The sequence below is a fragment of the Allobosea sp. 05T439 genome (assembly GCF_056396005.1).
This window is the reverse complement of sequence record NZ_JBFTKP010000051.1, coordinates 12,001-35,632: the sequence shown is the minus strand read 5'-3', so window position 1 is coordinate 35,632 and position 23,632 is coordinate 12,001. Positions and strand designations below refer to the sequence as shown.

6 protein-coding genes are annotated in these 23,632 nt (G+C 62.0%); 2 read left to right on the top strand and 4 right to left on the bottom strand.

Annotated features, from left to right (window positions below; all coding sequences use genetic code 11):
* Positions 1–781 precede the first annotated feature (781 nt).
* Genes AC1DIO_RS31510 through AC1DIO_RS31495 form a run of 4 tightly spaced genes read right to left on the bottom strand, consistent with a single transcriptional unit; the run spans position 782 to position 17,048 of the window.
* Positions 782–2,959, bottom strand: a complete 2,178-nt coding sequence (locus tag AC1DIO_RS31510) for a UvrD-helicase domain-containing protein (RefSeq protein WP_476854632.1) — start codon at positions 2,957–2,959, stop codon at positions 782–784.
* Positions 2,956–9,300 (bottom strand): DEAD/DEAH box helicase, encoded by a 6,345-nt coding sequence (locus tag AC1DIO_RS31505; protein ID WP_476854631.1) that lies wholly within the window; start codon positions 9,298–9,300, stop codon positions 2,956–2,958. Before AC1DIO_RS31505 ends, AC1DIO_RS31510 begins: the two co-directional genes overlap by 4 nt.
* A gap of 2 nt (positions 9,301–9,302) precedes the next feature.
* Entirely contained in the window at positions 9,303–14,108 is a 4,806-nt protein-coding gene (locus AC1DIO_RS31500; protein WP_476854630.1) for a DNA methyltransferase family protein, read from the bottom strand.
* Positions 14,109–14,111: 3 nt separating this feature from the next.
* Positions 14,112–17,048 carry a helicase-related protein gene (locus AC1DIO_RS31495; protein ID WP_476854629.1) on the bottom strand — a complete coding sequence of 979 codons (2,937 nt, stop codon included), beginning with the start codon at positions 17,046–17,048 and terminating at the stop codon, positions 14,112–14,114.
* Between the two features lie 452 nt (positions 17,049–17,500).
* Between AC1DIO_RS31495 and AC1DIO_RS31490 the strand changes: the two genes are divergently transcribed.
* A complete protein-coding gene (locus AC1DIO_RS31490) occupies positions 17,501–20,122 on the top strand; it encodes a PD-(D/E)XK nuclease family protein (RefSeq protein WP_476854628.1) in 2,622 nt (873 codons plus the stop codon).
* Entirely contained in the window at positions 20,122–23,505 is a 3,384-nt protein-coding gene (locus tag AC1DIO_RS31485) for a UvrD-helicase domain-containing protein (protein ID WP_476854627.1), read from the top strand. The genes AC1DIO_RS31490 and AC1DIO_RS31485 overlap by 1 nt, the downstream gene beginning before the upstream one ends.
* Positions 23,506–23,632: the final 127 nt, after the last annotated feature.

Genomic DNA, 23,632 nt, shown 5'->3' with positions numbered 1-23,632 from the left:
CCCAAACGAAAACGCCAAACTCTCCGGAAGCCGGCCGGGGATTGATCGGAACCCCGGCCGGCTTCAAATCGGAATGGTGGCCGACATCAGATCGGAACGGTGGCCGGCTTCAAATCGGAATACCCGGCCGGAATGAATCGGAATCCGCACGTTMGAGGGGGCAGCGGAATATTATTGGGACGCCCTGATCGGGGACCTGCAGCGGGATTAGAGCTCGGTCATCCGACCATTCGATGCAAACAACCCTTGGCGACGCTATCTAGAGCTTTGTTCGAACCGGCGACAGCTGAACGCGTTGGTAGCGCTACTCCCAACGCATGCGTCCAGCCGCCTTGGGGCACAGGATCTTGAACTGAGCGATCAGCGGAGGGTTGCCTGAAGCGCACGATCTGTCGGCGCCTAATCGTAGCGGGAACCTCGCTTGAAGTGGCTCCTTAGAGCCGTATTGGAATGCGATCGTTCCCGCTTGACAGTTCGCTTTGGCAACGAGTTTCGATCGAGTTTCTGACTTGAGGTAGCTAGCTACGCACTGGCCGACAGTCGGCTTGCCACCGTATTGTCTTGTCTGTCCGCCCGGATCGTTCGCAATACTCCTGAAGGTCCGCCTTGGTGATGATGCCCTTCATCATGGCGCCGCCGGAATCGATGCCCTCCCGCTCGATGACGGTCGCGTTCCAGGACTTGCAGGAGGAAACCGGGAAATCCCCGGCCGCCATCGCAGGGGCTGCGATCATGCGGCCAGAAATTGCGGTCGCGCATAGGGGCAACAGGGCCGCTCGCATCATGCTGCCTTCCGTGTGCGGGAACCGGCGCCCGCCAGGACCGTGATCAGGTCGCTCGCGGGTCCAGAGGTCGCTACGAGCAGTCGCTTCTTGGCGCGGGTGGCGGACACGTGCAGCAACGCTTTCTCGGCATCGACAAGCGATTTCCGAATGGCGGCATCGGGCGCGCCCTCGATCAGCCAGCGCGGAGGAATGACATCCTCGTTCGCATCCACGATGGCGACAGCCGCGAATTCCAGTCCCTTGGCGCGGTGCATCGTGCCCAGCCGAATGCCGGGCCGACGACGGTCATCCGCTTGCTTGCGCGCCAGCAGGGAAACCTTCAGATCACGAGCCTTGAGTGCATCCGCGGCGGCCTTGACCAGCTCGTTCGTCCTGGCCAGCACGCAGACCTCGCTTTCGTCGATGCCGTCGGCCTTGCAGCGCTCGATCCATTGAACCAGCGCAGCGATCTGATCGTCCGAGGACGAGCTCACGGCAATCTCGGGCTCGGGGCCATGAAACAGGCTCCGGTACCCCTTGAGGTTATCCGTCGCATCATCAAGGTCGTCGACGGTCACGCCTTGGATGATCGCCTCCGCGAAACGGCGGATCTCATCGGAGGTGCGGTAACAGATGAGCAGCTTTCGGCTGCGGCCGCGGACATTGATGCCGCATTTAGTCAGGCCGGCACGACGGCCGTAGATCCGCTGATGCGCGTCGCCGACGACAAAGATGCTGTCCGGCGCGGCCACCCCCTCGGCTTTGGGGGCTAGCTCGGCCAGGAGCCTAAACGCCTCGGCTCCGAGATCCTGGGCCTCGTCGACGACGATCCCCCTGTAGGGCAGCATTGTCGGCTTGGCGAGCAGGATTTCCCGGGCATGGCGATAGGCATCTTCCGGCTCGGATAGCTCTTCCTCGTCGAGTCTTGCCCGATAGGCCGCGAAGACGGCCCAGACCTTCTCGCGGGTCTTCCGGTCGATCGGCGTGCCGCGACCGGCTCGCTGCGCTCGGAGATAACCCGGCAAATCCGAGATGCCGTTCGCCTGGACGATCTGACGCCATTCATCCTTGAGGAAGCACGGGCTCAGCCCGATGTTGCTCCCATGGGACTGCAAGGCCGCATCCCAGGCGTCCTTTTGGCGTTGGTCGTCCGAGTAGAGGATCTCGCGCTTGTACCCCTGCCGACGAAGGAAGTCCGTCACCCAGGCATCCAGATGAAGGACCTCTATGCGGGCCATCTGCTCAGTGCTGCACAGATTGGTCAGGTTGGACTGCACGTCAGCGGCGAGATTGGATGTGAAGGTCGTGAACAGGATCTTGCCGAGCTTGTCCTTGGTCACGTTGAGACGGTCGGCGAGATAGCGTGCCCGGTGCATGGCGACCACCGTCTTGCCCGTGCCAGCGCCACCACGAACCAGGACCGGGCCATTCCAGCGCCGATCGACCAACTTGCGCTGCGACGGATGCAGGAAGACGCGCCAGAATTCGAGGGGCTCGTCGAGCACTTTCTGAAGCTCGTCGTCATCTACCGCGAACCAGAACGACCGCTGGCTCTCTGGCGTCTTCAAGGCGGCGGCGAAGTCGTCCGTCGACACGCTGGGACTCTGGGCGCGCTCCAACTCGCCGAGCGTTTCCTCGACCGAATAGCCGGCGGCGAGGCAGACGAGCGCGTCGTAAGCGTCCGCGGGGATGCCGGATTTCCCGGCTTCCAGCTCGTCATCCGTGACGATGGCGCGAATAGCCGGCAATAGCGCTTCGGGCACACCAACCGAGATCAGGTCGGAATCCGAATAGGCCGCGAAACGGGGCGCGCTGGCATGCGCGGCATCCGGTTGGGCATGAGGGGTTGCCGCGACCAGGCGCATGTCCGTGACCTGGACCGAGGACGTCAGAGGATTGACGTCAATGACGCGGTCTCGTGCCCAGTCATAGGCGTCATCGTGCTTGTCGATCCACAGCACGATCAAGGCGCCGCCGCGGTCGTAGATGATGGCGCGATGGGCCTGGTCGATCCTGGCCGATTTCATGTGCCGATCGCGAGCGCCCTCGATGCTCTCGAAGTTGATACCGTTGGCCGAGGGATCGTTCTTGAGCTTCAGGATGAGCTTGGCCGCCTTGTCCTGGACCGCCCGAGGCAGACGGTTCTGGGACAGAAGCGCATCGATCATGATGTGGACGTCGGGTTTGCGTGTCATTCGGCCGCCACTCCAACAGCGTCGTCTTCAAACAGGTTGTCGGCTCCCGAGAACACGACGATCGTCCACCCAGGGAACTGGTCTAGCAGGTCAGGGTCCATAACCAAGCCGACCTTGCGGTCCGGCCAAGCCAGTTCGAGCGTCCCCAGAACGGCGCCGGTGTCATCGGCGACCTCATACAAGGCCTCCGGAGGCGCCATAGGCGGCGTCCGCCGCTTAAGCTTGCTGATCAGCGGTAAGAGCTCCGACAAGACCAGCGCTTCAACCTCAGCCCATGCGCCGGACTGCGCACCCGTATCCGATGCGGCCGGGGGAGCCGCAGGACCGAGGGCCATGCCCTCGGCGCATCCGACATAGAATGGGCCTCCGAACTGAAGCAGGTTGAGAAGCCTGAGCGCTCCACTCCAAGCCTTCTTCGCCGCAGCGGAAAACTGGAGACGATGTTCAAATCCTAGAACCGTCGCCATGGAATCCGAGCGGGGCCAGGAGGGCGGTTTCCAGCTCTTCTCGACCGCGACGGACACGCAACCGATACCTGGCGCCTCAACGAGGCCTAGCATGGCGCCCGATGGGATCTTGAGCGTCGCAGCGCCCTGTTCTCCGGCGAACCCCTCAATGACCTCGCCGGCATTCGCGGCTTTGCCCGCCTGCATGCCCAGCAGGAAGAACGCCGTCGACAATGCGGTCGAAGCGTTCGCCCAGTGCGCGACATCGGGCCGTTCGACGTAGCGGATGAATTGAGCGAACGATGAGGCTTCCAACAGCGTCGTCAGGGCGGCGACCCCCTCGGCTCCACCGTTGAGAAGACATAACCTCTCTTCGGGCAAGGCGCCGATCGGTTCCCAATAGTGCTTCTTGCCGTTGTCTGGGGGCCGCTCGACGTCATCCCAGGTCATCGACCATACCAGGACGTGACCGGAGCGCTGGAGCTCCTGCCGCAGTTTCAGATCTTCCGGAATGCGGTCGCGATGCCATTCCCAACCGTCGAGATAGATCGCGATCGGTTTCGTTCCCGGGACGGGAATGGCCGGCCACAGGACGAAGTCGGCGCGCGTGGTGGGAACGTTCGAAAAGCGCTTGTGAAGCTCGACTTGGGGCTGAAGATGCCACTCCCCCGAACCCAGCTTGATGAAATAGCCTGGTTGGCCGCCAACGACCGAGGACACGAATTTCCCGCCGCCGTTTCTCACGATCTCGCTGAAACGGCGCACGAACATCGCCTCCAGCTCGCTTTCCAGCGCCCTGTTCATCTTGACGCTGTCGACGCCCTCAATACGGCGCAGCTTGTCCCAGTCGCCGAGTATCTCGGCGATGATCCGGATCGCCGTGTCCCTTGAAACGACGCCGCTTCCAAACGTCGAAGCGTGCGAGCGAATGCAACGCGGGCATCCATCCTTCCGCGGGTCGGGGTTGCAGACGCACTCACGCATGTGCGCCATCGCCAGCGCGAACACGTCCTTCATCTCGTCAGGTCGGGTCGCCAGCTGCTTCAGATAGCCGGTCCCGCCGGGGATGGTATCGTAGAGGTAGAGATAACGCCGGGTCAGCGGACCCTCGCTGGTTTCGACCAGAGAGGTCTTGAGGTGATCCACCTTCCCCTTGAAGTGCAGCCGCAAGCCGAGATCCATGGCTGAGCGAAGCGATTTCACGGCATCGTGGTCTGTCGTCGAGGCCAGCGGCAGAAGGAAGCGGATCGCCTCCGAGGTGAACTCGCGATACAGGTAGACGACGGAAATGTAGGTGTCCTCGCTTTCCGAATTGACCTCCTGGCACCGCGGCAGGTGAAGCCCCTTGTCGGAGCCTGCCCGGCGGAGACGGCGTAGCTCGAAAGGATCCTGGACCCTGCCGCAGGCACGGCAAAGCGAGAAGCCGTGACCTTGGCGTCGCTGGCCGGCGACCTTCTGGCCGGAGGGGGCGTCGCCGTTCTCGCCGAAGTTGACCTCCCTGAACGTGCAACGGCGCAGGTGCTCGAAGGCGAATGGCCTTGCACCGTCGTCGACGGCATAGGCATCGCCGATCTGCCCTTTTTCGAAGGCAGGGAGGTAGTCCCTGTCGAAGTACCGAGTCTCACGCTCGTCGCCGTCGTCGCCGATGCGGGAGTTCCGCTCGGTCCCAACCGCATAGACCTGCTTCAATCGGATCATCGGCCGCCGTGCGCCCTTGTCGGCCCACATGGCCGATCCGCAGGACGGGCAGCCGACATCCGTAGTCTCAGCTTGGGCCAAGGCTATGTGGGTGCAGTCTGGGCAGACCCGCCAATGCTCGATCGGCGAGGCTGAAAGATCGACCTGGTCAATCTTGAGCTTTCGGCTATCGGCATAGAAGAGGTTGTTCGGAGCGAACTCCGCTAGTGCGGATGCGGCGGGCCGCATGTAGTCGGTGATAGTCGGCGCCTTTTCGCCGTCCCCAGCGATCTCCGACCGATAGAGCACTGATTTCAACGTCACGCCCTGTTCAGGGAACATGTAATTGGGCAGGATGCCACGGTCGGTTAGGAATCCGACGATGTCAGCTTCGCCGATGTCCCGCCTGATCTGTTGGAGCGATAGCTTCTCGCGGGAAAGTGCGACAAGCCTCTCTGCGAGATCCGTCTGTGGCGGCTGTTCCGCCTTCAGCTTCTTCGTCATCGCGGAGGATGCGTCGACCCTCTGCTGGATCGACTGCATCTCGTTCTTTGCGTCGCTGAACTCGTTGGCGACGACATGGCTAAGCCTGTCGCCATCGCCGCCATGGGCGAAGACATGCAACGCCTCAAGCGCCTCGGGATCTTCCCTCAATTTCGGGAAGAGCAGGCAGAATCCCTCGAACAGGCTGGTCGCGTGTTTCTCGATGAAATCGAACCAGTAAAGGGGGAATGCATTCTTGTTGCCCACGGCAATGCCGTTGAGCGCATCGCGAAGCTTGCCGTAGCTCCGAACGCCCTGTCCGGCCTCGGCCACCCAGCGATCGAGCGTGTAGGCGGCGAACTGGCGCTTCAGAATCGACACGGCTTTCAGGTGAACGCCGGGTGTGCGGACCTTGCCCGAGATCATCTCCTCTGGGTCGATCCAATACCACATGTCATGGGGACGGGCGGTTGCGACCGTGACGTTCAGCGAGTTTCCGTCCCGCCGACCGGTCCGGCCGATGCGCTGTACGTAATTGGCTTGCTCTGGGGGCACGGAGCAGAGAACCAAGGTCGAGAGATCGCCGATGTTGATACCCATCTCCAGCGTCGGGGTGGCGGCGAGGAGGTTCGGATACCAAGACTTTCGGTCAGCGGTCATGAAACGTTGCTCGACCAGCTGCCGGCTCTCCCGGCTCAACAGGCTGGTATGCTCGGCCGCGATCACGCGCGTGATCCGGCCCTTCGTCATGATGCGGGTGCGGAATCGCGTTCGAAGACCATCTTCCGCGACAGCGAGACGGCCGTCGCACCCAACGCGGGTGCATCGCATGCCGTCCCATGCCTCGACGTAATCCTCGGGAATATGATGCTTGTTCCCGCATGCGTCGCACCGCACCAACGCGGTCTTGGCGAACACTCGAACCACCTGAGGGCGGAGACCCCAGGCACAGCTGGCCGAGATCTCCTTGTCAGTCCCGACCGGAAGTCTCTGGACGATTCCCCTGTGGTCCAGAACACGGAAAATCAGTTCGTAGAAATCTCGATAGACCTCTCCTGTCAGAGGCATCTCCCGGTCAAACCACTTAAGGAACCAAGGCACATACCACCCACCAGCCGTGCCGTTCGCTACGGGCTCGAACCCCTGCAACACCCGGTTGGACGGGAACAGTGGCTTCGGGGCGCCGGGGGCGTAACGTGGGAGTGATTGACCCTGCGGGTGCGACTTCATCACGGCGAACCAATTCGCCTCGCGTTGCACGTAGAGACTGGTGATGCTGTTMACCACGGCGCCGCGCGCCCGCATGTGGTCGAGCATCCCGACCAGGAAGCGCAAGATCTCGTCGTCGGAAAGTACGCCCGCCGCTATCGGGAGTTCGTCCTGAAGCCGGACGGCGATTTCACCGCAGAGGGGCTCAAGCAGCATGAGGTCGACATGGGGAGCGACGAGCCCCGTTCGTTCGATGGTGGCGCCGAGCCGCGACCTGAACGTGAGCTCGGCGAAGCTGTCCCATGCCAGCCTCTCGCCCAAATAGACCGGGAGTTCGGATTTGGCGGGTAGCCCGTCTTCGGTCAGTAGGGTCTGGTAATCCCTCCGCCAAGCCATGTCGGCTGGCAGGTACGTTGCAACGTAGTCCGCATCGGACGTGTCTTCGCCAAGGGCGGCCTTCATCGCCGCCGGCGCCTTGCTACCGATGATGTCAAGATCTGGATCGACGGCTTCGCAAACAAATCGGGATAGCCCGGCCCGGAAAACATTCGTCGCGTTCCTGGCCTGAAAAACGGCTGCCCGATGTGCTGCGTCCTGAACGGAATCCGAGAACGTCAGCAGCTTGGGATCATCGTTGTGATCCGAGCCGAACATGGTTGCGACCATGCCGCTCACCAGCGTTACCGACTGTGCGCCGAGAATTCCGAGCCCACTGGGAGCGCTGCAAAAAGTGCAATCATGATCGATGCGAAAGCTGTCTTCGGTCAGGCGGCCCGGTTTGTGGATATAGACCTGGATCAAGCCGTCTGTCGGGCTACGGCAGGAGCGGCATCCACTATCAGGCTGCTCTTCGCCGTAGTGAGGCGTAAGGCATACGGTACACAACCAAGCTTGGCGGGTCTGTCCTGCGACCTTGCGCTTGGAGCGGGCCACGGGCGGTTCGCGGAACACGAAACGCAGCCGATCCGAGTAACCGAAATAGCTGGCGTAGACGTCCTTCAGTTCGGCCGCTAGGGAACGGCGTTCGTCGTTCGGTGCGACGGTCGCCCAGCCGGCGCCGCCGCAAGACCGGCAATGGATKACGGGAAGAGCCCGGCGCTGTTCTTCTATCCCCAGATCGTCGTGGTGCTGGAGTCGGGGGTCGACATCCACGTTCGCCACCATACGCCGAAGTTCGCGTATCCAGAGCTGGTGTCGCACGCTGAAGAACGGGATGGGGATGAGCTGACCATTCCCGTCGCGCACATCTGGATAGGTGCGGCGAGCATGGGCGACCAGAACGGCGATAGTGTCGATCAGCCCAACGAGGTGCTCATCCTGGAGCCGACGATAGAGCTTGTTCCGTCGCAATTCGCCGGCGATGATCCCATACGAAGTCGGACGCCCCTTGAGGATCTTGAGCAAGGTCTGGAAAAAGGCGTGCCCATCTAGCATCTCGCCCAGAGCAACTCGCCATTCGGCATCCGACACATCGCCCGGCGCCTCTGTCCCGAACCAGAGAGCAAACGTCTCGCGGATCAGGGCATCAGGACTGAGATCGTCGATCCTCAGGAAGACATCCCCCAGGTCGGTATCCTTCGGTACCTCCAGATCCGTCACATGGATATGTTCCAGGTATTCCGTGACCGATTGACGATCCTCCAGGACCACGGATGAGGCGTCGAAGGGCTCGTCGAAGATCTCGCCCGCATATGCGACGAGCTCCTCGATCGCCTCGGGACCGCCCAGGGTCGCGGAGGTGCCCACGCAGCACAAGTTGCCGCGCCGCATGTTCAGTCGCGCCTTCAGGCGACGGATCAGGCTCGCTAGGTCGGTGCCCTGTGCGCCATCGAACGTATGGAGCTCATCGACGATGAGATGGCGTAGCGTCTCTGGCCGGTTCCTCTCCCAGATCTCGCGCTCGTCAGGCCGGACGAGCATGTAGTCGAGCATCTTGTAGTTGGTCAGGAGTATGTCCGGCGGGTTCTTCACCAGGGCGTCGCGGGCGTCGATCACGCCTGTCTCGGTCATGACGGATTGCGGGAAACTGGGGCGCTGATCGGCATAGATGCCGACCGTCAGCCCATTCAGTCTTGGGTTGCGGGCGATTAGCCTTGCGATACGCCGGGCTTGGTCGCTTGCAAGCGCATTCATCGGATAGATGATGATCGCCTTGACGCCTGGCTCGCCTTTGTGCTTCGCGCAGCTATCCAGGATCGGGAGGAGGAAGCACTCCGTTTTCCCGGACCCCGTTCCAGTCGCAACCAACGTCGATTGACGCTGCGCGCCCGACAAGCGCTCGAACGCCCGCTCCTGATGCCGGTAGGGCTTGAAACCGAGCGGGATGTCCGGGAAGAATTCCCCGTCCTTCGTGCTGCGTCGGAATGGCATGTCGAGGGAGAGCCACGGCCCTTTGACGAGAGCTTCCGGCTCTTCGAGGAACACCTCGATGATGTTTTCGAACGCCTTCGAAKACGGCGAGAACGATGCCCGAAGTTGATCTTCGACGCCGTCGCGGACCTGACGCGCAAGGATGGAGGGAAGCATGTCTAGGCGGCCTTCATCTGCGCATTTGCCTCGAAGAAGGCCCAGGCCGTCCGATAGTCCGCCTCGCGATCACAGGTAGTGAACGGCGCTTTGAATGTACGGCGGACTGTTTGAGGGCCGTCGGCTAGGAACTCGATCGGCAGATCGCACTCAAGACTTTGACCGGCGCCCAGCTGAGCATAGGAATCCAGCCACTCGCGTCCGCTGGGCTTCTTGCCGTCGGGCTTGCGCCATCCGACGCCGCTTAACCCCTTCGAGCAGGTCCATACGATGCGGCCTTTTTGATCGTACCAGGTGCCACGCTCGTTCTCATCGAGAACGGAAAATTGGGTTCGATACATTTCGATCAGTTGCTCAACTGTCAGCCCCAGCGCCTGCGCAACCAACACATCGATTTCGACAAGTGCCTGCCGCCTTCCAAAGTCGGAGCGTAACGCAACATCGCGGCCCCATGCGCTCGCTGAACGCGCATCGTGCGGCGTCTCCAGGGATAAACGGGCATCATCTGATGACCATGGCAATACGTCCAAGGTGTGAGCATGCGCTTCCCATAGACGAGCATATGGCTGCGTAAGACAAGCCAAACGCAACGCACGATGTTTGGCGGTGTCAGAAACAGAGACCCATGGATAGAATCGAAGACCAGACTCTCGGAAGTGGGTCTGGCCGGTAGCTTTTACCAAGAAATCAAAAACTAGAGATAACCAAAGAGGATATGAGCTAATCAATTTACTTTCGTCCTGGAAAGCCAAACTTTCGATAGTGTTGACGTGCGCGACCCCTGGCGGAATTAGCGCAGCAATGAGCGTTCTCTCTGTCGGCGGACTAAGCATATTTCGGAAAGCAATGCGATAATTGTCCACATGCGTCTTAGAGGGGTCCCAGCCGAGGTTTGTAATATTGATATTATATTTTTCCTTGTCGGCTAGCCGTGCGTAATGGTTTCTTGAGTTGTAATTATTCGGTATCACGTCAAGATCGACTTCTAGCTCGTATTTCCCCGTGCGATCTGGGCATTTATAATACGGATTCCCAACGTACAATAACGCGCCAGTCAATATAACCTCGCTTTCTGAGGACGGAAAAGATACTCTATGTTCGATAATTTTATCCCTTTTTGTGCTTATGCTCTCATGCCAGAGCGGCTTCATCTGAAATGGACGAGCAGCATCAGAAAAAGAGATGCGGCCGGAAGCAAATGACTTAAAAATCTCCAATGTGTCGCTTGAGAAAGGAAACAGGAAACGGGTTGTGTCAAAGGGCGTACCTTCATCCTCAATGACGGATGCAAACGATTGAAGGACTTTATCGTTCACGCGAACAATACGCTTACGATGGCCCCTCGTCTCCCAATCACCATCGGGCCGCTTCAGACCAGGCACAGGTCCGATGCCGTCGTGCTCATAGCTCTCGTCTATCATAGCTGGCAGCAGCAACGAGGCAGCGTGATCGAACCCAATTTCTTGATCTCGTCCCCCATAGATGTTGAGGCTAAACGTCTTGCGATGGCTTACCTCGGTAAACATCCTGCGGCTGATCGCATTTGTGAAATGATAGTGGCGCCGAATCCGGCGATACCAAGTCCGGCGAAGCATGCCCGCATCAGGATCTGATAGGTGGTTGTCCTGATGAATAAGCGCGGAGCATCCGGCCTTGGCGGTAATCCGAAATGCCAGATCCATGAAACACTTATAGAGATTAGGCTGACCGCCAGCCAGAAATGGATAGCAGGTAGGAGACGATAGAAACGCCTGCAAGCCACCGGTTTCAACGTAGTCTTCGAGGTAAGACGTCTTAAGCCCAGCGTGCTCTCTAAACAGCTTCGGCTTCAGAGCTTCGACCTGGGCCGCTGAAACATCACGAATACCGAAAGCTGGCTCAAACTCGCTCAGGGTGTTGGCATCGACCCAAGCCGGCTTCAGCCACGGGGGGTTGCCGATCACAAGGTCGAACCCGCCACGTTCGCGCATGACGTCGGCGAACTCCAAGTCGAAGTGCATGAAGCGGCGGCGCTGGGCGACCTTCATCGCGGTCGGGAGCCAAGGCGAAGCAGCGACCAGTTGATCAACATCAACATCGCCGAACAGATTGTTGCGGCGTAGCTCGACTACGCGCTCCTCGGCCCTGAAGAGGGCGCCCGAGCCTTTTTCGCCAGGGACCGTAACGGTCTCGAACAACCTTCCTTGCGGCGAGCCGGTTGCGAAAACCCCCGTAACGACCTTTTGGTTGCCGACGCCTTGGGTGAGGATGAGATCGAGATCCTGGAAGAACTTCGTCCGGGAAGGGAGTTCGTCGGCCTTGTCGATTGGCCAGAACCAAAGCGCGCACCAGGCATCCATCGCGCTGCGTAGCCGGCGCCATGACACCGCGTTCTTGACGCCTTGGCCCTGGAAGCTCGCCAGACGACGGATTTTCTCCTGAAAGTCGACGTGACGTTCATTGGCACCCGGTTCGGCCGGCCAGATCGCAATGTCATCGTTCACCTCTCGCCGGACGTCCTCCAGTCGATCAGCCACATCGTCGAACAGTTGGTCGACGACACCGGAGAGGCGCTGCGCCGTCTCGATCTCGTCCTTGTCGAGCGGCTTCATGAAGTCACGGCGCCATTCGCCGAACGTCGACCAAGCCTCCGGCGCGAGGGGGCGCACGATTTTGGGATCGTAGGAACTCATTCCCGGATCCGGCAGAAGGAATTGCCAGACCTCGTCCGATTTTCTGGGCTCACCCGACCACCCGATCTCTCGGGGGCGGCGCTTGTGCCAACGATCCTCATCGCGACGTGCGTTCAAGGAGGCTATCGGGAAGACGGCCCGACGCGCGCCGACCAGTGAGTTGCCGGCATGCACCTGGTCTTCGAACCATGGCGCGAACCCGCCCTCATGCAGGCAGTCCAGCCATAGCGAGACCTGCCCGAGCTCCACGGCCACTGGATTGAGGTCAACCCCGAAAACGTTCCTGTCGGCCAGATACGCGCGGACCTTCTGACGCTCCAGGGAATAGCGCTCATGGGGAATCCGGCGCTTCAGCTCGGACTGCTTGAGTTCCAGATACTTGTCGGTCAGTTGGTTGACCACCTCGACGAGGAATGCCGCCGACCCCATGGCCGGCTCGACGATGCGCAGCTTCAGGATGTCATCGGCTTTCTTGCCGGCCAGAAGGTCCTTCAGGGCATATTTGACCAGCACGCGGGCAAGCGGTTCCGGGGTGTAGTATGAGGCCGAATTCTCGCGATGGCGCCCGGCCAGGCGATAGATGAACGTGCCTTTGGGATAGAGCTTCGCAGCTGTGTCTTGATAGACGAACTCGTCCGGGCGGAACTCGGAAGCACGGCTTCGAGGCGTGAAGAATGCAGCCTCCAGCGGACCAGGTGCGGCCTTGCCGGCCGGCTTCAATTCCAACAGATCTTCTGATGCAAAGAACCCCGAGAATGACAGCAGGGATTCGTAGACGGCCCCCAATTGCGAGATGCCCAACTGCGCATACGAGATGCGGCCGCGACGCTGGCTATTGCCGCCGCGCGATAGCGACAGCAGCGCAACGATCTGCTGCATTGTCGAATTGCGAAAACGCAGGCCTCGAAGGTAAGTCCCAATAGCGTCGGGTGAAAACAGCCTGGCCCGCACCGGGTGGAACGTGAACTCCTCGCTTGCCATGCCCTGCGTGGCATCGGCGCCCGGCGTTCCCTCGAACACGATGCCGAACAAGGTTTCCAGCGTGTCGGATATGAAGTGACCGTTCCGGTCCTCGTCGGACTGAAGAGGGAGCAGTTCAAGCTCGCGCAGGCTCTCCAGGCTGTAACCCAACCTGTACGCCTTCGACTTCATGGGAGCGAACCCAAGCTCGGGGCGCGCCTCGATGAAGAACAGGAACAGGAGGCGATACATGTATCGCAGGCACTCGGTCGTGAGCACGCCCGGATCAAGGGCGTTATCGCCGGAATAGACGCCCTTCTGCTGGGATTTCCGTCTCTGCACGATGAGAGAGGCGGCCTCGTTCCCGAGCAGCTCAATGGCTTGCCGCAAGGCGTATTTCAGATCCTGCGACACGCCATAGGCATGGCGATGGCTTTCCTCATCGATCCTGTCGATCAGGGAGGGACCTGCACCGGGCGCCAGGGAATTGGCGTGCAACAGGGCAGCGGTGACCCCAATCGTGGTGGCTTCGGCCCGGCCGAAGATCTCGGCGAACCGGAATCTCAGAAGCCGGCTGTCCGACCACTTGTGCCGATCGATCAGCACGGCCTGTGACATGCTGAGGAGGATGACGAAACGAGGCGGCGCTTCGAGCGCGAAGACGCCCTTTACGATCGCCGCCTCTGCGGTATCTTTCCTTCGCTTCGAAATGTCCTCGGCAGTCTCGATGCCTTCAAACTGCTCGCACCTGAAGCGAACCTGAAGCAGATCTAGCTCGAAATCAGCTCCTGCCGGCGACGGGACCTCAATGGCCCAAACGGCATCTCGCCCATCCAGGTTGAAACGTCGCGCGAGKACTGGGAGCAGTTTGCCTTCGGCATCGGCAACGAGCTCCGAATGACGCTCGAACCCGACCGCTGCCAAGAATTCATGGACGAACTCGCGACCGATCAGCAGGCGCTTGCGATCGTCTCGTTCGTCGACGTAAGAAGCGGCCAGCCGCCGCCATGTCGCCCCGGCCTTCTCCAGCCGTTTATTGGGCGGGGTGCCGGCAGCCTTCTCCTCCTCGCGCCATTCGCGGAAGGTGTCCTCGACGTCCCCTTCGAAGATCGTGGTCAGGTAGTGCTCGGAATAGAATTCGTTCTCGTTCGAGATACCGGCGAGATCAATGGGCATCACTCAACCTCGAAACACGGCGACGAGACGGACATACGGATTGGGATCTTCAGGCGTCTGGCGCGTCTTCTCGATCCAGTCCCACCAGGACTTGAACTCGCGCTCGACCTTCGCCTCTTCCTTGGCTTTCCTGCTGCGCTGGATGGCGTTCTCTTCCTTGCCTTCGAACAGGTCGACGATGCGCTTGCGATGGCGACCGAGCAGGGTGTCCCGCCTCTCGATCAAGGCCAGCAGGTCGTCGTCCAGATCGCTTTGAAACTTCTTGCGGGTCTCGTGGACGAATGTCTGAGCCCTGCCAACCGCTGCCTCGACAAGCGTCTGGGCATCGTCCACCCGCGTCTCACCGATGTTCGGCACGTCGCGCGCTCCGAGCGCCGCTCTCTCCAGGAATTCCGCCGCAGCTTCGACGCGCACGAAATTAGATCCGGAGAAAATGACGACGGGCCATTCATCGACGAGCGGTTGGCCCTTCAAGTTGGGCACTACGCCATTGAACACGAACGCCGTCTCGTCGGGCGCGAGGAGACCGATCAACCTTGCAACGGGGGCATTCTGTCTGCCGAACACGCCGCCGATCTTGTCCGAGAGCCAGTCCACGGCGGGGTGAACGTCCCAAAGGTATTGAAACTCCGGCCATCCTCCGCMCGTGCCCTGCCGCGACGAGCGAATGCGGTCGTTCATGAGCGAGCGGTTGTCCGTTAGGCGGACCCGACCGTCCTGTGGTTCCGCCTCGGGCGGCATGAAACGCGGATCGATCGCCCTCCCGGCACGCCCGCCATAGTCGGATCGTTCGCGGAAGTCGTCCGGTATCCGCAAGGTGATTACTCGGTCCTGCTCGTCTACCTCGAACCGAAGGCCGCCATGGGGCTCCTGGACGCGCTCCAGGGCCGCTCGCGTGAAGGCGAAAGTGGAAGCGAACACAGAAGGCCGGCCGGCTGGGAGGACCGCCGGCGTGGCCACTGGGCTCTCGGACTGCGCCTGATCGAAGAATGCCTCCAGCGCGGCGTAGGCGTCCTCGGCGGAGGCGTCCGTCGCTTCCGCCCGGGCGTCCATTTCCATGTCGAACTGCTCGGCGGAGACACCGTCCTCGATCGCGCGCGCGACCACGTCTTCCTGTTCCTGCTCGTCGTTCGTCCCAAGGAACGCTGACGGGTCGCGGATGCTATCCTGTGCGGCCTCGTCCTTCTCGATCAGCCGGTCCAGGACGCGCAGGTCCCCGCGAATCTTGGGCTGGACCGGCGTCGCGACCAGATACGAGACGTGGGGCTGCCGCTCCTGCCCGTAGCGATCGATGCGGCCATTCCTCTGCTGAAACGTCAGCAGCGCCCAAGGGATGTCGAAATGGATCAGCTTGTGCGACAGGTAGTGGAGGTTTAGGCCCTCCGATGCCATGTCCGAGGCCAGCAGGATGCGGATCGGGGATCGTTCAAGCCCGAAATCTGCGACGGTTTGCTGCGCCTTCCGGTCGCCATCTGCCCCGCTGGCGTGAAGTGTCTTTACCTGGTCTTCGTTCAACCCGAGATGATCCCGCAGCTGCTTGGCGAGCCATTCGAGCGTTGCGATACGTTCCGAGAAAATGACGATCCGGTCGTCCTTCTTGCGAGGCGACCATCTCATGTCGGCGATCAGTTTGCGAAGTCGCTGATACTTGGAGAACTCGTCGACGCCGATCGCCTTGACGGCATCAAGGAGCTTGTCGAGCTCAACGGCATCCTTCAATGAGGCGGTCGATCCCTCCTTCCGGAGGTTCGCGATCCGCTTCTCCAGTGTCTCCGCGCATGCCGCGGGACTGGAAAACAAGGCTTTCTCCAAAAGCGTCTTGAACAGTCTATGACCGCGATTGCGTGCGGTCCTGTCCTCTTGGAGATCGAGGTTCGCCAATACCTCGTAKGCGGCCTCCTCTTCCACCGATGGAGCGAAATTGATCCGGTCGGTAACGCGCTTCTGCACCTTGCTATTCAATGCCGCCGCAACAGCGGGACTTGTGCGGAATCGGCGGACGAACAGCCCCTTGATGTCGTCGGGACCGTATTTGTCGGGGTTCGCGATCGAGGTCGGATCGAGCATTCGCATCAAGCTGGCGAAGCTCCTCCGGGAGCCGTCATGCGGCGTCGCCGACATCAGGATCAGGGCATCAGATCTCGATGCGAGACGATCAGCCAGCTGGCTGCGCTGACTGACGCCGCCGGCTCCTTTGCGCTCGGCGACGTTATGGGCTTCATCGATGATGATCAGATCCCACCAAGCATTCTCCAAGGCGGTTCGGTACTGATGGTCGTTCTTGAGCGTATCGACGGAGATGATCGCCTTCTCGAACTGATCGAAGGGGTTGTGATTGAGCGGGATGCGTGCCCGGATCTGACGGATCCTATCGCTATCGATCTTCACCAGGGGCACGGAGAAGCGCGTCCAGAACTCCTGCTGGAACTGGGTCAGCATGGCCTTGGTGGCCACGACCAGGATGCGCTTCGCTCGTCGCCTGAGGATGAGCTCCGATGCCAGCAGTCCTGCTTCTAGTGTCTTTCCCAGGCCGACGTCGTCGCCGATGAGGATGCGGGCCCGCGGGGCTTTCAGTGCAAGGCGAATGGGGTCGAGTTGGAAATCCAGGTCATCAATCGCCGCTTTGCCGGCAACCTGGATGGCCTCTCCTGTCGGCGCCGATTTCCGAAGCGCGGCTTCCAGATGAAGTAACGTGTCCGCATAGCCTGCGGATTGATCTGCGACCAACGTCACGTCCGCAGGATCGACGACGAAGATGCCGTTTCCCCGCCTGCTTTCAACCTCAGCTACGAAGATTGCCTCTTTATCCCGGACGATGCCGGACAGGCCCTTCGCATGGACAACGGCTCCCGATATCGAGCCACGCTCGACGTGTCCGACCACCCACTCGGCATCCCGCACGCGAATGCGGGCGCCCGCAACTAGCGAGCCGCGCGACACGGAAGGGATACCCGTGGAGCCAAAATTTCGCGGATGATTTCGGCGTCGCCAACTTCCACAGACCTACCCCGCACGCCACGCATTTTTGATCGCGCACCATAAGGTTGGATTCGTCCGTCAATCGCAACCCTTGGCTAAGCAGGGAAATCGGTGGTGCCACTGTTGCCCTAGACGTGGACAGCGCGTCTCTCACCGTAGGTTCGCGTCGCGCCAGGGGATGCGTTTCAGGCGCATGTGCCTGTGGACGGTGGAGGCAACGCCAAATCCCAACCAGTGCGCAAAACCATACGCTTAATTCCCGACGCCGCTCGAATGGCGGAATATCGGGGGATAGGTCCCACTGACATCTCGCCGCAGACGGCTGTGCGATAGCATGATCGCCTACCATAAGGTTGTTGGAGGATCGATTGAACCATCCGCGGAAGACCTTGATTGCACACGGCCGCATGGCAATGAGGGCGCTCCGTGTGGAGCTCGCCAAGGCCGGCGCTTTTGGCACCGCCGTCATGACCTTCGAGCAGGCGGCCGCCCGCCTCGCTGGAGGCTTCTCCCACGGCATCGACAACGACACGCTTACCGGCGCGATCCATGGGGCTCTGCCGTCGACAGACCTGGGCGAGCTCGACGGGATCAAGATGCTGCCGGGCATGACGACCGCGGCGGCCGAGACCCTGCACAAGGTCTGGCGGGCCGGCATCGATCTCCAGGCAAGGGCACCCGAGAACCCGCGCATTGCGGCGGTCGCGGCGCTGGAACAGGCTGTCATCACCAAGCTCCCGGCCGGCATGATGCGGCCCTGCGACCTGGTAGAGCGCGCTGTTGCCCGGATCGAGCATGCTCGCGCGGTTCTTGGACCGATCGAGATCGTCGGCCAGACCGAAATGTCGCCCTGTTGGCGCCCGCTTCTGCTGGCGCTGACGAAGCTCGTGCCGGTCACCTGGCAGGCCGGTCCGCGCCATGTGCCGGCCTGGCTTGATGGCGCCGGCGTCGAAATAGTGCGCGCGGATCCTGCATCGCCTGCGGTGACGATCGTCAGCACGGCGACCGCTCTCCACGAGGTGATCGAGGCGATCCGCTGGGCGCGCGAACTCATTGCATCCGGGCGGGCCAATCCCTCCGACATCGCGATCGCCGCAGCGAGCCCCGCGGATTACGACGACCACATGCTGACCCTGCGCAGCGATGCCAACCTCGATATCCGCTTCGTCCATGGCACCAGCGCGATGGCGACGCGCGATGGTCAGGCTGCGGCCGCACTCGCCGACATCCTCTCGCGGGGACTCTCGCAGGCGAGGCTTCGGCGCCTGTCGTCGCTGTGCAAGGATACAGGGCCGTTTGCCGGCCTACCCGAGGGTTGGACTCGCATCCTGCCGGAAGATGCGCCGCTGTCGTCGCTCTCGGCGTGGAACCGCTTCCTGGCGCAACTCTCCGCCGAGGACTGGCCAGATGGTACCGATCACAGCCAGCAGCTCAAGACGATCGTTCAGACACTTGCAGGCGGGCTGGCAAAGGCCGAGGAAATCGGACGCGAGATCCTGCCGAAGCCAGCGCTTCGGATCTGGCTGAAGGCTCTGGAGAATGGGCCCGCGGTCGCGGTGCCGATCACGCTTGGCGGGGTCCGCCTCGACGACAGCGGGCCGGCGCCGTCCGCCATCGCCTGGATGCCGGCCTCCGCTCTATCGGCGAGCCCGCGTCCCTTCGTTCGTCTTCTTGGGCTGACTTCGCGCGCGTGGCCGAGGCTGGCGTCTGAAGACCGTCTGCTGCCCGACCACATCGTCCCCAGCAATGAGATCGACCCGCTTCCGATCGGAACGGCCGATCGGCGCGATTTCGAGACCATCCTCGCAACCACGCGCCAGGAGGTGGTGCTGTCACGACCCCGGCGCGACGGTGAAGGTCGCATGCTTGGCAAGAGCCCGCTCCTGCATGGCATCCGTGGCGAGGACATTTATCTCCGGCGCAACCGGACGCCGGCGCATGCCATGAGCGAGGTCGATCGCCTGGCCGCCAGGGTCGAAGAGTTCCGCTCGACGCCGCTCGCATCCTCGGCTGAAGGCTGCTGGATCGACTGGCATGTCGCTGAGATCACACCTCATGACGGGCTGGTCCGCGCAGATCATCCGGCACTCGATTTCGTCCTGGCCCGCAGCCAGTCGGCGACCTCGTTGCGCAAGCTGCTGCGCGACCCGCTTGGCTTCGTCTGGCGTTATGGCCTGGGTCTCAAGACGCCTCGCATGGGCACGGAGCCGCTGACCCTGGACAACAGGGGCTACGGTGAGATCCTGCACGCGACGCTCGATGGCGCCGTCAAGCGCCTCGAGGCTGCGGGCGGATTGGCCGGCGCCAGTCAGGAGCAAGTCCGGATCGCAATCGCGGCGGCCGCCCATGAGGTCGCGGCGCAGTTCGAGGCCACACAGGCCGTGCCGCCGCCAGCGATCTGGAACCGAACGCTCGACGATGTCCGCGACCTCGCAGGCATTGCCGTGCGGCCGCAGGACGAGGAGCCCTTGCCGGGGCAGAAGAGCTATGCGGAAGTGCCGTTCGCACGCGCCGACCACGATGCCTCTGCCGATCTGCCCTGGGATCCCAAACAGTCGGTCAAGATACCCGGTACCGGCTTCCTGATCTCTGGATTCATCGACCGGATCGATCTGGCGGGCGACAGCAGCATCGTCAGGGTCAGCGACTACAAGACTGGCAAGCCTCCCAAGGCCAGCGAGCCCTTCATCATCAACGGTGGGAAGGAGCTCCAGCGCTGCCTCTATGCCTTCGCCGTGAAGGTTTTGCTTGGCGACGAAGTCCAAGTCGAGGCCGTGCTGCGCTACCCGCGCTCGGGAAGGACGGTTCCGCTTGAGGATGCGAACGCCGTGCTGGCGGATCTGACCCAATACCTCGCCACCGCCAGGGACAGCCTGAAGGCCGGACGCGCCCTGCCGGGCCCGGACACCACCGACCAGTACAATGACCTTCTCTTCGCGCTGCCGGCGAATGCGAAGAACGGCTACCACCCGCGCAAGCAGGGGGCGTCGACAACAATGCTCGGGCCGGCGGCCGCGGTTTGGGAGGCGCTTTGATGACTGCCGTTTCGAGAAACCTGCCCGATCAGGCGAACCGTATCGTTGCGATGACCGCGCATGACCGTTCCCTGCTGATCGAGGCGGGCGCGGGATCCGGCAAGACCGCGATCATGGCCGGGCGCATCGCCATGATGCTGGTCTCGGGCATCCGTCCGCGCAACATCGCAGCCGTCACCTTCACGGAACTCGCGGCCAGCGAGTTGCTGGCGCGCATCCGCCATTTCGTCGAGGAGCTGTCCGCCGGCCGTGTTCCGGTCGAGCTCGCCAGTGTCATCCACGGTGAGCCCAATGCTCAGCAGAAGGCCCACCTTCAGCGCGCGAGCCAGGAAATCGATGAGATCACGTGCTCGACCATCCATGGTTTCTGCCAGAAGCTGATTAAGCCCTATCCGGCGGAAGCCAACATCGATCCAGGGGCATCGGTCGCGGACCGCAACGACGCCGACTTCGCCTTCATGGACCTCCGGGACGCCTGGATCCGAGATCGGCTCGGTGCCAACGGCAGCCAGCTCCTGATCGAGATGGTCGCGGTCGATCCTGGCGAAACAGTCGCTGCGATCGAGCGCGTCTCCGATTGCATGCGCCGCTCGCGCGAGATCCTGCCGCCCCCGTCGCGGGCTGTGGCGGGGCCGGCTGGCGACTTCAGGCAGGCGGTCACCGCGCTGCGCGCCTTCATCGACAGTGCGCCTTGCGTCGACCCCAACACAGCTGTGTACACGGCCGTTTTCGAGCGGATGGCAGCAGCAGTATTGCCGGCGCTCTCCGATGAGGGGCCAGCCGTCCTGGTGCGGCTCGTCAACGAAGTGCCAGGCGATGAAATTTGCACAAGCTCCGGCAGCTTCAAGGCCTATCAACGCAAAGGCCCCTGGGGGACCGCCGCCAAGGCTGCAGGACTATCCAAGGCCGAAGGTGATCGCCTCTTTGGAGAGGCAGAGACCCTCTACAAGGCGGCCTGCGCAGCCTGGAATGTGCTTGTCTCGAATGCGGCCGGCCGATTGCTGGCGGCGCTCATGGCCGAGCTGGGGCCACTGATAAACCAATTCAACGACTACAAGCGCGCGGCCGCTCTCCTCGACTTCGACGACCTGATCGAATCCGCGCGCGGCCTGCTCCGCAATCATGAGCCTGTCCGGCAGGCGCTTGCGGCCCGCTACGCCCATGTCCTCGTCGACGAATTCCAGGATACCGATCCGGCCCAGTCCGAGATCTTCTGGCGGCTATGTGGCGAGGATGTCGACGGTTCCGGTGATTGGTCCACCCGAGCCTTGCGGCCGGGTGCGCTGTTCCTCGTCGGAGATCCCAAGCAGGCAATCTATCGATTCCGCGGCGCCGACGTCCGCGCCTACGTCGCCGCGCGCGAAGCCATCGCTGCGCAGGACCCGGCCAATGTCCTTTCAATCGCGACGAACTTCCGCTCGTGCCGGTCGATCCTGGAGTTCGTCAACGGGCGCTTTGAGACCCCGCTCTCGATCGAGAACAATCAGCCCGGGTTCACCGCACTCGATCATTGGCACGCCGATCGCGGCGAGCATCCTTGTGTGGCAGCTCTGGATTTCCATGGGCCGGCGGAAAGGGACGCGGAAGCAAGCAAGGCGGCTGAGGCTGAGGCCGTTGCGGAACTCTGCGCGCGTCTGATCGGCAGCCACCAGGTGCACGATCACAAGACCGGCGAGATCCGCCTCTGCCGGCCGGGCGACATCGCTCTGCTGGCGCCTACGGGCAACGGGCTCTGGCGCTTCGAGGAGGCGCTGGAGCGCCGCGGCGTGCCGGTCGCCACCCAGGCCGGCAAGGGCTTCTTCTGGCGCCAGGAGATCCAGGACTTGATCGCGCTGACACGAGTTCTGGCGGACCCGCGCGATACCCTGGCACTCGGCGCGCTGCTGCGTGGACCGCTCGTCGKCCTGACCGACGAGGTGCTGCTCGACATCACTTGGTCGTTGCCTCGCAGCGATGGCCAGGAGGGTCCAGGCCGATTCACGCTCTGGGCAGATCTCGATCATGTCGTGGACCCGGTCGCCAAGGATGTCCTGGCGCGTCTGCAGGGCCTCGCCAAGCGCGGTAACGCGACGACGCCTCATGACCTTCTGTCCCAGGCCGTCGCCGAGATGCGCGTGCGCCCGACGCTGCTTGCTCGACACCAAGGCCAGGCCGAGCGCGCGCTGGCCAATGTCKACCTCTTCCTGACGATGGCGCGCCCCTATGCCATTCGCGGGCTGCGCGCCTTCGCCCAGGCCATGACCTCCGCCTGGGAGGATKACAGCAAAGCCGGCGAAGGACGCCCGGACGCCCAGGAGGATTCCGTCTCGCTCTACACTATGCACGCGGCAAAGGGCCTGGAGTGGCCAATCGTGCTTCCGGTCAACACATCGACCGGGATGATGAATTCCGTCGGCGCCGTGATCGAACGCGGTACCTCGCACCTCTACTGCAAGGTCTTCGGCGTCGCGCCGGCCGGGCATGACCAGGCGACGAGCGACGAGAAGGAGGAGATCGCACGCGAGCGGGTTCGGCTCTGGTATGTCGCCGCGACCAGGGCGCGCGATCTGCTCATCCTGCCGCGCTCGTCCAGCGGGGTCGACGCCCGAAGCTGGCTCGGCGTGGTCGAGCTGACGATCGGCGATCTTCCGCCTGTCGATGTCTCGGCTTATCCCGACGCCGTCTTCACAACAGGTGCGCAAGCATCGAATACTCACTCGCGCGAGGTTTTCGCCAGCGAGGCAGCCGCAATCGCCTCAGTCTCGAAGGGACTGATCTGGAAGGCGCCGAGCAGCCACAAGGACGCAGATAAGGTTGAGCCCATCGCGGACGAGCCATCAGTGGTTGGAAACGGTGATGGAGCTAACTCGGAGGAAGCCGCGGAGCCTCTCGACATCCAGGGCGGGCGCGAGCGAGGCCTCGTCATGCATAAGCTCTTCGAGGAAGTACTGACTGGCGAAACGCCTGAGAACAGGCGCGCGCTCGTGTCCAGGGCTGCAATCCTCATCACGGAACTCGGTAAAACGCCAAGCGACGACCCCATGGAGGGGAGCTCGCCGGACGAACTGGCCGATGCTGTATTGCGCGGACTTGCTATCCCGGAGGTCGCTTCGGTTCGTGCTGCCCTCGTCCCCGAGTGCCAAGTCTACGCCTACGCCGAAGATGAGACAGCGGACACGGTCACATTTGGCATCGCCGATGCGATTGCTTTCAGCGGAGGCACGCCCTCGTTGGTGATCGATTGGAAGAGCGATGTCGCACCGGACGATAAGGCTGTCGCCGGCTACCGGCTTCAGGTGACGGACTATCTCGCTACGACGGGTGTTCCAGTGGGCCTGCTCGTATTCCCCACAGCAGGAAGAGTTGAACTGGTACGGAATTTCCATTCCTCAAAGATCGCCTAAGAAATGGCACTCAAAGTCTCTCACTCCCCTAATAAATTCCGTGATCCAAGCCCAACGGGCCAGGCCCGAACGGCCGCATGTCAAATCTGATGGCAGTCCCCGAGCTAAGAATCCTTTTCTTTTGCCT